Source organism: Arenimonas malthae CC-JY-1 (genome assembly GCF_000747075.1).
Classification (GTDB): domain Bacteria; phylum Pseudomonadota; class Gammaproteobacteria; order Xanthomonadales; family Xanthomonadaceae; genus Arenimonas; species Arenimonas malthae.
In genome coordinates, this window is sequence record NZ_AVCH01000017.1 from 1 (window position 1) to 10,693 (window position 10,693).

Below are 10,693 nucleotides of genomic sequence, written 5' to 3' on the forward strand. Positions count from 1 at the left end.
CGACCTGGCGGGCCTGCCGCTGCCCCCCTGGGACCAGCTGCGCGCCGACGCCGCGGCCAAGCGCGCGCTCTGGACGCGCCTGCGGGCGCTGCGCCGCGCCCGCTGAGCCGCGATGAACGCACGTCCCGCCGACGCCGCGCAGATGCGGCCGATGAAGCAGGCGGACGTGGACGCGGTGTCCGAGATCGAGAAGCGCGCCTATCCCTTCCCCTGGACGCCGGGCATCTTCCGTGACTGCCTGCGCGCCGGGCACCAGTGCTGGGTGCTGGAGGCGGGCACCCGGTTGCTGGGTTACGGCGTGCTCAGCGCCGCGGCCGGCGAGGCGCACATCCTGAACGTGTGCATCGCGCCCGAGTACCAGGGCCGCGGCCATGGCCGCCGCCTGTTGGCGCGGCTGGTCGACCTGGCGCGCTGGCACCACGCGCACCAGGTGTTCCTGGAGGTGCGGCCGTCGAACCCGCGCGCCATCAACCTCTACCGCGACTTCGGCTTCAACGAGATCGGCCTGCGGCCGAACTACTACCCGGCCGAAAAGGGCCGCGAGGACGCCATCGTGATGGCGATGGAGCTCCTGCCCCCCGGTCGCGACTGGCCGCCCTAGGCGCCTAGCTTGGCGCGCTGGGCCTGCAGGGCGGCGTGCTGGTTCGCCCAGTCGGCCAGGCGGGCGCGCTCCTGCTCCACCACGGCGGCGGGGGCGTTGGCCACGAAGGTTTCATTGCCCAGCTTGGCCTCGCACTTGGCCAGTTCGCCGGCGATGCGCTTGAGCTCCTTGTCCAGGCGCGCCTTCTCGGCGCCCAGGTCGATCAGGCCCTCGAGCGGGATCAGCAGCTTCAGCGAACCCAGCACCGCGGCGGCCGCGGCCGGCGCTTCGCCGGCGATCCATTCGATAGACTCGACGCGGGCCAGGAACTTCAGCGCCGGCGCATGGCGCTCGATGCGCGCGCGGTCGGCGGCCTCGCCGTCCTGCAGCAGCAGCGGCACGGCCTTCGAGGGCGCGATGTTCATCTGGCTGCGGATGGAGCGCAGCTGGGTGACGGCGGCCTTGAGCCACTCGATGTCGGCAGCGGCGGCCGGGTTGCGCTGGGCCTCGTCCATGGCCGGCCAGGGCTGGGTGCTGACGCTGTCGCCGGCGATGCCCAGCTTGGGCGCCACGGCCTGCCAGATTTCCTCGGTGACGAAGGGCACCAGCGGGTGCAGCGCGCGCAGCAGCGACTCGAGCACGAACAGCAGGGTGTGGCGGGTGCTGTCGGCCGCGGCGGCGTCGTCGCCGGTGAGCGCGGGCTTGGCCAGCTCCAGGAACCAGTCGCAGAACTCGTTCCAGGCGAACTCGTACAGCGCCTGCGAGACCAGGTCGAAGCGGTAGCCGGCGTAACCTTCCTCGACCTCGCGCAGGGTGTGCTGCAGGCGGTCGAGGATCCAGCGCTCGGCGTCGGTGCGCGGCTGCGGCGCGCCGCTGGCGCTGAAGCCCTCGCAGTTCATCAGCGCGAAGCGGGCGGCGTTCCAGAGCTTGTTGCAGAAGTTCTTGTAGCCCTCGCAGCGGGCCAGGTCGAACTTGATGTCGCGGCCGTGGGTGGCCAGCGAGGCGAAGGTGAAGCGCAGGGCGTCGGCACCGAACGCGGGAATGCCCTCGGGGTATTCCTTGCGCGTGGCCTTCTCGATCTTGGGCGCGTCGGTGGGTTTCATCAGGCCGGTGGTGCGCTTGGCCACCAGGGCGTCGGCGCTGATGCCGTCGATGATGTCGATGGGGTCGAGCACGTTGCCCTTGGACTTCGACATCTTCTGGCCGTCGCGGTCGCGCACCAGGCCGGTGATGTAGACGTCCTTGAAGGGCACGTGGCCGGTGAAGTGGTCGGTCATCATGATCATCCGGGCGACCCAGAAGAAGATGATGTCGAAGCCGGTGACCAGCACCGAGGTGGGCAGGCGCGTGTGGAAACCGCGTTCGCCCATGGCCTGCGGGTCGGGCCAGCCGAGCGTGCTGTGCGACCACAGGGCCGAGGAGAACCAGGTTTCGAGCACGTCGCTGTCGCGGGTGAGCGCGACGTCGGCGCCCAGCGCGTGCGCGGCGCGCACTTCCTCCTCGCTGCGGCCGACGTAGGCCTTGCCGGCGGCGTCGTACCAGGCCGGGATGCGGTGGCCCCACCAGAGCTGGCGGCTGATGCACCAGTCCTGGATGTTGCCCATCCAGTGCCGGTAGGTGTTGATCCAGTTCTCGGGCACGAAGCGCACCGAGCCGTTCTCGACCAGCTCGAGGCCGCGCTCGGCGAGCTTTTCCATGCGCACGAACCACTGGTCGGTGAGGTAGGGCTCGATCACCTGGCCGGTGCGGTCGCCGCGCGGCACCTGCAGCTTGTGCTTCTTCTCCTCGACCAGCAGCCCCAGGGCCTCGAGGTCGGCGAGCACGGCCTTGCGCGCGGCGTAGCGGTCGAGGCCGCGGTACTTTTCCGGCGCGTTGCCGTTGATGGCGGCTTCGGGCGTGAGGATGTTGATGAGCGGCAGTTCGTGGCGCTGGCCGACGGCGTAGTCGTTGAAGTCGTGCGCGGGGGTGACCTTGACCACGCCGGTGCCGAACTCGCGGTCGACGTAGTCGTCGGCGATGATGGGGATCTCGCGGTCGGTGAGCGGCAGGCGGACCTTCCTGCCGACGAGGTGGGTGTAGCGCTCGTCCTCGGGGTGCACCATGACGGCGGTGTCGCCGAGCATGGTTTCGGGGCGGGTGGTGGCGACCACGAGCGCGCCGCTGCCGTCGGCGAGCGGGTAGGAGATGGACCAGAGCTTGCCGTCTTCCTCCTCGCTCACCACTTCCAGGTCGGAAATGGCGGTCTTGAGCACGGGATCCCAGTTGACCAGGCGCTGGCCGCGGTAGATCAGGCCTTCCTCGAACAGGCGCACGAAGGTTTCGACGACGGCCTGGCTGGGGCCTTCGTCCATGGTGAAGGTCTCGCGGCTCCAGTCGCCGGAAGCGCCCATGCGGCGCATCTGCCGGGTGATGGTGTCGCCGGAGTGCTGCTTCCACTCCCAGACCTTCTCGATGAACTTGTCGCGGCCGAGCGAATCGCGGGTTTCACCCTTGCCCTCGAGCGCGAGGTTGCGCGAGACGACCATCTCGGTGGCGATGCCGGCGTGGTCGGTGCCGACCTGCCAGAGGGTGTCGTAGCCCTTCATGCGGTGGTAGCGCACGAGCGCGTCCATCAGGGTGTGCTGGAACGCGTGGCCCATGTGCAGGGTACCGGTGACGTTCGGGGGCGGCAGCATGATGGTGTAGGGCTGGCCCTTGCCGCTGGGGCGGAAGCAGCCGCTGGCTTCCCAATGGGCGTACCACTTGGTTTCGAAGGTCTGGGGTTCGAAGCTCTTTTCCATGGGGCTCAATGGGTTGCGCCCGACTTTCGGTCGGGCTGGCGTGGGCTGGGGAGGCTTCAAATGCTATCAAACCGCGGGTTTTCGTGCCTGCGCGGTGCCGGGATCGGTCCCGGCGAAGGGCCGCCGTGCGTGGGTTCCTTTCCCGGGGACGCCGTGGATCCGTCCATGGAGGCTTTTCGAAAACGTCCTTGTTTTCGAAACCCCGGGAAAGGAACCCACGCACGACGGCCCCTCCGGGCCTTTCGGGCCGGAGGGGCGTGTTTGGCCAGTTTGGCTGGGTGGAGTGCTGGTGGCGCTTACGCGACTTCGGCGAAGGCGTCGCGAGTGAGGTTTTCGGGTTCGGAATCGGTGCAGTGGACTTCGTCCTCGATGCGCACGCCGCCGAAGGGCAGCAGGGCTTCGACCTGGTTCCAGTCCACGGCCTTGGCCTGGGGCGTGGCCTTGAGCTTGGCGAGCAGGGTGGGGATGAAGTACAGGCCGGGTTCGATGGTGACGACCATGCCGGGGGCGAGCGTGCGGGTCATGCGCAGGTAGGGGTGGCCGGCGGGGCGGGGGATGAGCTGGCCGTCCTCGTCGCTGAAGCCGGCCACGTCGTGCACCTGCAGGCCGATGGGGTGGCCCAGGCCGTGCGGGAAGAAGGTGGAGGTGAGGCCGGTGGCGAGCATGTCGCCGGGGTCCATGTCGACGATGCCGAGGCTGCGCAGCACGCCGCCGAGGCGCAGGTGGCATTCGAGGTGCAGGTCGCGGTAGTCGGTGCCGGCGCGGACGCGGCTGCACAGGGCCTGCTGCTCGGCCTCCACGGCGGCCACGAGGTCGGCGAAGGCGCCGTCGCGGCGGGCCCAGGTGCGCGTGATGTCGGAGGCGTAGCCGTCGACTTCGGCGCCGGCGTCGATGAGCAGGGAGCGCGATTCGGCGGGCGCCTGCAGCTCCTTGAACTGGTAGTGCAGGGTGGCGCCGTTCTGGTTGAGGCAGACGATGTTGGTGTAGGGCAGGTCGAGGTCGGTGTGGCCGGCGGCGGCGAGGTAGGCGGCGTGCACCCCGGCTTCGGAGGCGCCGTCCAGGAAGGCCTGGCGGGCGGCCAGGTGGCCGGGCACGGCGCGGCGCTGGGCGGCGCGCATGCGATCGAGTTCGTAGGGCGTCTTGAAGGCGCGGTGGAAGTGCAGGTAGTCGAGCACGACCTTGGGGTTGTTGGGCTCGAAGCCCGGGAGGGCGGCGTCGGCTTCGCCCAGGATGGCGACGCGGCCGCTGGCGGGCAGGTGGCGGGCGGCTTCGGCGGGGTCGGAGATGACGCGGATGTCGAATTCATCGACCCAGGCGCCTTCGGGCGCGGCCGGCGGGACGTGCCAGTAATCGTCGGGCTGGTAGTAGGCGAGCACCGGCTTGCGGCCGGGGGTGTAGGCGATCCAGCAGTGCGGGTGCCGGGTCAGCGGCAGCCAGGCCTTGAACTGCGCGTTGGGCTTGAACGGGTAGGGGCGGTCGTCGAGGAATTCGTACTTCTCCACGCCCGACGCGACCACCAGGTGGTCGAAGCCGGCCTTCGCCAGCGCCTGGTCCGCGCGCGCCTTGATTGTGGACAGGTGCGCACGATATAGATGGACGGCATCGGTGGGGGTCATGGGGGCTTCCGGTCGCGGGGTCGAAACCCGGATTCTGCCGCAAATGGCGGCAGGGGCGCAGGAGAGGCGATTGCTGAAGCAGCGCAAAGACGGGGGGTTCCTGGGCCAGCCGACCTGGCTGTGGAGCCTCGGTGCCCTGCTGGTGGGCCTGGCCCTGAGCGTGCTCGCCGCCGCCTTGCACCACGACGCGCTCTCGCGCGCCGACCGGGTGCGGCTCGACCGCCTGGCCGAGCGCAGTTTCGATTCGGTGGAATCGCAGCTGCAGACCTGCGGCCTGCTGGTGCGTTCGGTGCAGGCGCTGTTCCTGTCGTCCGATGAAGTGACGCCGGCGGAATTCGAGGCCATCTACGCCAACCTGCGGCCGCGGGAGCAGTTCCCCAGCCTGCAGGCCATGGCGTTCTCGCTGCGCACGGACCGGCCGGCGCCGGACGCCGCGCCGGACGGGCGCGAGCACTACATCACCACCCTGGCCGCGCCGCGCGCCGGCAACGACATGCTGTTCGGGCTCGACATCGCCACCCAGCCGGCCAACCTGGCCGCGGCGCGCTTCGCCCGCGACGCCGACCGGCCGGTGATGTCGGCGCCCTTCCAGCTGGTCCAGCGCGCCGGCATGCCCGGCCCCAGCGACGGCGTGACGATCCGCCTGCCGGTGTTCAGCAGCGGCCCGCCGCCGCGCGACCTCAACGAGCGGCGCCGCCGCGAGGTGGGTTCGCTGGCGGCCTCGTTCCGCGTCAGCCGGCTGATCTCGGACGCGCTGCCGGCGGAAACGCGCGAGCGCTTCTCGGTGGAGGTGCTGGACGTCACCGATGGCGCCCGCCACCTGTTGTTCGTCGACGACGAGGACGGCCAGGAGCCTGCGCCCGAAGCCGCCGCGGCAGCGACCTACACGCACGAGCTGGCCTTCGGTGGTCGCACCTGGCGCATCGAGGCGCATCCGCGGGCGGTGGCCGACCCGTCGGCCTGGCTGCCCGCGCTCACCTTCGGCATCGGCGTGCTGGCGAGCCTGTTGCTGGCCACCCTGGCCTGGTCCATCGCCGGCACCCGCGCCCGCGCGCTGGCGCTGGCGGGCGACATGGCGGCGCAGTTCCGGCAGAGCGAGGAACGCTTCCGCGCGCTCAACGAACTGCTGCCGGCGCTGGTGATGCTGGCCCGCGCCGACGACAACGTGCTGGTCTACGCCAACCAAGCCTGCCGCGACCGCTTCGGCATCGCCGACGACCTGGCCGGGGTGCGGCTGGCCGACCTGATCGAGGAGCCCACGCTGCGCGCGCGCGTGGCCAGCCTGGCCGGCTCGCCGGACGGCATCATCAACGAATCGGCGCGCCTGCATGGCCCGAACCAGGCCTCGTTCTGGGCGACGCTGTCGGTGTCGAGCATCACGCTCGGCGAATTGCCGCACCTGCTCGCGGTGGCCAATGACATCACCGAACTGCGCGTGCTGAGCGAGGAGCTGAGCTACCAGGCCAGCCACGATTCGCTCACCAGCCTGTACAACCGGCGCGAGTTCGAACGCCGCATCGACGCCGCCATCGCCGCGCTCGACGCCGGCGGCCCGGCCTGGGCGCTGCTGTACATGGACCTGGACCAGTTCAAGCTGATCAACGACACCTCCGGCCACTACGCCGGCGACCAGCTGCTGGCCCAGCTGGCCACGCTGCTGGCCGGCCTGCTGCCGGAAGAGGCGGTGGTGGGCCGCCTGGGTGGCGACGAGTTCGCCATCCTGCTCGAGAACAGCGACGAAACCCGCGCCATGGCGCTGGCAGAGCGCATCCGGCTGGAGATCGACGGCTACGTGTTCGGCTGGGAGCAGCGCAACTACACCATCAGCGCCAGCATCGGCGTGGTGATGATGAAGGGGCCGGGCCTGAGCCAGCGCACGCTGCTGGCGCACGCCGACACCGCCTGCTACATGGCCAAGGAGCGTGGCCGCAACCGCGTGCACCTGTTTTCCGAGGACGATTCCGCCACCGCCCAGCGCCGCAGCGAGATGGAGTGGGCCGGGCGCATCCGCCAGGCCCTGTCGGACGGGCGCTTCCTGCTGCACTTCCAGGAACTGGCGCCGCTGTGGCACGGCGAGCGCACCGAGGGCGTGCACGTGGAAATGCTGGTGCGCCTGCGCGATGAAAGCGGCGCGCTGGTGCCGCCGGGCGCGTTCATCCCGGCGGCCGAGCGTTTCGGCCTGATGCCGCAGCTCGACCGCTGGGTGGTGCAAACCACGCTGGCGAACTTCAACCGCCTGCACCCCTCGGGGAAGGCGATCAAGCTCTGTGCCATCAACCTTTCGGGCCCGACCTTCGAGGACAACGCCTTCGCCGACTTCGTGCTTGAGGCGCTGGAGGCGCACGGCGTGTCGCCGCAGCGCATCTGCTTCGAGATCACCGAAACGGCGGCGGTGAGCAACATGGCGCGGGCGGTGGAGTTCATGCAGCGGCTGCGTGCGGCGGGCTGCAAGTTCTCGCTCGACGACTTCGGTTCGGGCATGGCCTCGTTCGGCTACCTGAAGAACCTGCCGGTGGATTTCATCAAGATCGACGGCAGCTTCATCCGCCACATCGAAACCGACCCGGTGAGTTATTCGATCGTGCGCGCGGTGACCGACATCGGCCACCAGCTGGGCCTGCAGGTGATCGGCGAATGGGTGGCCGACGAGCGCGCGCGCGACCTGCTGCGCGGGCTCAGCGTGGACTACGCCCAGGGGTTCGCGATCCACCGGCCGGAAGCCGCGCTGTGCTTCCGGGACCCGCCCAAGGCCTGATCAGCGGCCGGCGCAGCCTTCGCCCAGGTCGAGCGGCGGGCCCAGCGGCACCGGGTCGCGCAGCAGGGTGGCGCGGGCCGCCATGGCGGTGGTCACCAGCAGCTCGTTCTCGTCGGTGAGCATCATCGCGCAGCCCAGGCGCAGCCGGCGCGCCAGCCGTTCGAAGCCCGAGGGGCCGGCCACGAACAGCGCCGAGGCGGCCACGTCGGCCAGCACCGGGTCCGGGTGCAGCACCACCACCGAGGCCGCGCCGCGCGCGGGCTGGGCGGTGCGCGGGTCGAGGATGTGGCCCAGGCGCGCGCCGGCCTGCGACTGGCGGAAGCGGTTGTAGTTGCCGGTGCTGAAGAGCGCCTCGCCGTCGCGCAGTTCGACGCCGCCGAGCCGGCCACCGAACGGGTCGCGCAGCTCCACCCGCCAGGGGCGGCCGCCGTCGCCGACCAGCGCGGTGACGTCGCCGCCCATGTTCACCAGCGCGTCGCGCACGCCGTGTCGGCGCAGGGTGGCGAGCACCATTTCGCTGGCCACGCCCTCGGCCATGGCGCCGAAATCGAGCTGGGTGCGCGGGTTGTCGGCGGACAGGCGGTGGCCGTCCACGCGCACGCCGGTGATGCGCGGGCGCTGTTCGCGCCAGGCGCGCAGCTGGTCGGCGGTTGGGGCCGGCGATTGGATGGGGAAGGTGGAGGTGTGGAAACCCCAGGCCGCCACCAGGCCGCCGACCGCCGGGTCGAACAGGCCCTCGGTGGCTTCCGACAGCGGCTTGGCGCGTTCGACCAGCGCGACCACCGACTCGGGGGCCTCCACCGCCTGGCCGGCGGCGAAGGCGGCGTTGATTCGGGTGACGTCGGACGGCTCCCAGGCATGCCACTCGCGGTGGCGCTGGTTGAGCTGGGCCGAAACCTCGGCCAGGGCGGCCTGCGCCGCGTCCGGGTCGGCGCCGCGCAGGCGCAGTTCGGTGATCGTGCCGAATACGTGCAGCTGCTCCACCCGCTCCGGCGGCGCGCCGCAGGCCGCGACCAGGAGCGCGGCGGCCAGGGCGGTTGCAGCGCGGCGGACTTCAGACGTACTGGCTGCCCGGCGCATCCACCCACCCGCGGATGAAGGCCACGTCCTCGGGCGCCACGTCGATGAAGCGGAAGCCGGTCCAGACCTGGCCGGGCGCGGCCGCTTCATCGGACCACAGCTCGTGCGCGCCGACCTCGACCATGCGCGTGTGGCCGGCATCGTCGGGCAGGGAGAAACGCAGCTGGAACAGCGCGTCGCTGGTGAGCGGCTGCCCCAGGATGAGCAGCATGCCGGTTTCGGAGAGATTGCTCAGCTTGCCGATGACCTGGCCGGTCATGGTGTCGAGCACCTCGATGTTGTAGCCGACCTTGCGGCGCTTGGCGCGGCGGTACTCGGTATTCATCGGGCGGGGGCCTCGCCGGTGCTGGGCGACTGGCCGGCGAAGGAACGCAGGGCGTTCATCACCGTGCTCCAGGCGCGGTCGATCAGCGTGCCTTTCTCCTCTTCCACGACTTTCACCTGGCCCTGGGCCATGGCCTTGGCCAGGCCCTCGAGCGTGTGCTCGCCGATCTTCTGGCCGCGGTGGTTCACGAACAGCACGTGGCCGGTGACGGTGGAGAACCAGGACAGGCGGCGGCGCACCTTCTCACCCTGCTGGTTGAGCGTGAACTCGAACCAGGTGCCGAAGGGCAGGTGCTTGATCTGGTCGAGCCGCGCCTGTTCTTCCGGCGTCAGCACGACCTTCTTCTTCTTGGCCTGCTGCAGGTCCTCGCCCAGGCGCGCGCGGGCCTTGAGGCGCATGGTGAGTTCGGTGCGGCTGGCCACCGAGTCGTCGTCGGCGCCGCCGCCCTGCGGGTCGACCAGGCGCTGGGCGATGGCCGCCGCTTCCTCGGCGTGGTAGCCGACCTGGGTGAGCGAGGACTGGATGTCCTGCTGCAGCGCCGTGGCTTCGCTGGCGGGAATGCCGGCCGCGCCGGGCCCGGCCTTGGCCACGCCGACCAGGCGCTCGGCGATCTCGAGCTGCTGCTTCCAGGCGTCGGAGTCCTCGCCCTGGCGCAGCGCGGTGAGCGCCATCACGTCGGTCCAGGCCTGGCTGAGCAGGGTGTGGGTGAAGCGCGGCAGGTTCTGCTTCTTGAGCATGCCCTCGACCACGCTCGCCGCGCGCTCGCGGGCCATGGCCAGGCGCTCCTTGCCGCGGGCAGCCTCGACGTGGCGCTTTTCCGCCACCTCGGCCTTGCGCGACACGGTCTGCAGGTGCGAGCTGAGGTCCTCGAGCAGGTTGCTGAAAATGCCCAGGTCGCCGTCGAACTCGCGCACTGTGCGGTCCACGACCGACTGCATCTTGCCGACCAGCTGCTGGTCGGCGTCGTCCTCGCCCAGCCAGTAGGCGCCGGTTTCGGCGATGGCGTTGAGCATCTGCCGCGCCGGGTGCTGCTGGCGGGTGAAGAACCCCTTGTCCTGCAGCGCCACGCGCAGCAGCGGCACCTGCAGCTTGGTCAGCAGGTTGGACGCGGGGCTGTTGGGCCGCACGTCCTTCATCAGGTGGTCGAACAGCATGCCGACCAGGTCGATGGCGTCGCTGTCCTCCTCGGGCAGCGCCGGCGGCTTGCCGTCGGGCGTGGCCTGGCGGAGCTGCGCCAGCAGGTCCTGCTTGAGGTGGTTGATGGTGCGCGCGGCGGGTTTGCCGTTGACCATCACCGTGCCGACCGGCTTGTGCTGCAGTTCGCCCAGCGCGTCCTGCACCAGCGCCGGTTCCACCTGCACGGCGTTGCCGGGCGTGCCGCGGGGCTGGCCGCCGACGAGCTTGCCCAGCAACTGGCGGCGCCCGGCGAGCAGGTGGCGCATCTGCTGGAAGCTGTCTTCAGTGGCCGCGGCCGCGTAAGCGCCGCCGGCGGCGACGCCCCCGCCACCCGGGCCGGTGGCTGCCGCCGTGCCGCCTGCGGTGCCGGGGGCTCCGGTC

The 10,693-nt window shown here is 70.7% G+C and carries 7 protein-coding genes; 2 read left to right on the plus strand and 5 right to left on the minus strand.

From position 1 onward, the window contains the following. Positions 1–112: 112 nt before the first annotated feature. A complete protein-coding gene (gene rimI / locus N790_RS01945) occupies positions 113–601 on the plus strand; it encodes a ribosomal protein S18-alanine N-acetyltransferase (protein WP_043800094.1) in 489 nt (162 codons plus the stop codon). On the opposite strand, the gene N790_RS01950 is transcribed toward rimI, so the two are convergent. Next, entirely contained in the window at positions 598–3,369 is a 2,772-nt protein-coding gene (locus tag N790_RS01950; RefSeq protein ID WP_043800095.1) for a valine--tRNA ligase, read from the minus strand. The genes rimI and N790_RS01950 overlap by 4 nt on opposite strands. A 287-nt stretch (positions 3,370–3,656) precedes the next feature. Next, positions 3,657–4,976 (minus strand): Xaa-Pro dipeptidase, encoded by a 1,320-nt coding sequence (gene pepQ / locus N790_RS01955; RefSeq protein ID WP_043800097.1) that lies wholly within the window; start codon positions 4,974–4,976, stop codon positions 3,657–3,659. A gap of 70 nt (positions 4,977–5,046) precedes the next feature. Here pepQ and N790_RS01960 point away from each other — a divergent pair, with 70 nt between their 5' ends. Beyond that, positions 5,047–7,731 (plus strand): bifunctional diguanylate cyclase/phosphodiesterase, encoded by a 2,685-nt coding sequence (locus N790_RS01960; protein WP_245593724.1) that lies wholly within the window; start codon positions 5,047–5,049, stop codon positions 7,729–7,731. Here N790_RS01960 and N790_RS01965 read toward each other — a convergent pair whose 3' ends face one another. The 3 genes from N790_RS01965 to N790_RS01975 all read right to left on the minus strand — a co-directional run. Beyond that, entirely contained in the window at positions 7,732–8,811 is a 1,080-nt protein-coding gene (locus tag N790_RS01965; protein WP_043800099.1) for an FAD:protein FMN transferase, read from the minus strand. After that, entirely contained in the window at positions 8,786–9,136 is a 351-nt protein-coding gene (locus tag N790_RS01970; protein ID WP_043800100.1) for a PilZ domain-containing protein, read from the minus strand. The genes N790_RS01965 and N790_RS01970 overlap by 26 nt, the downstream gene beginning before the upstream one ends. After that, positions 9,133–10,693 (minus strand): DUF1631 family protein (locus tag N790_RS01975; protein ID WP_156969886.1); only part of this gene is annotated, 1,561 nt, incomplete at its 5' end. The genes N790_RS01975 and N790_RS01970, both read right to left, overlap by 4 nt.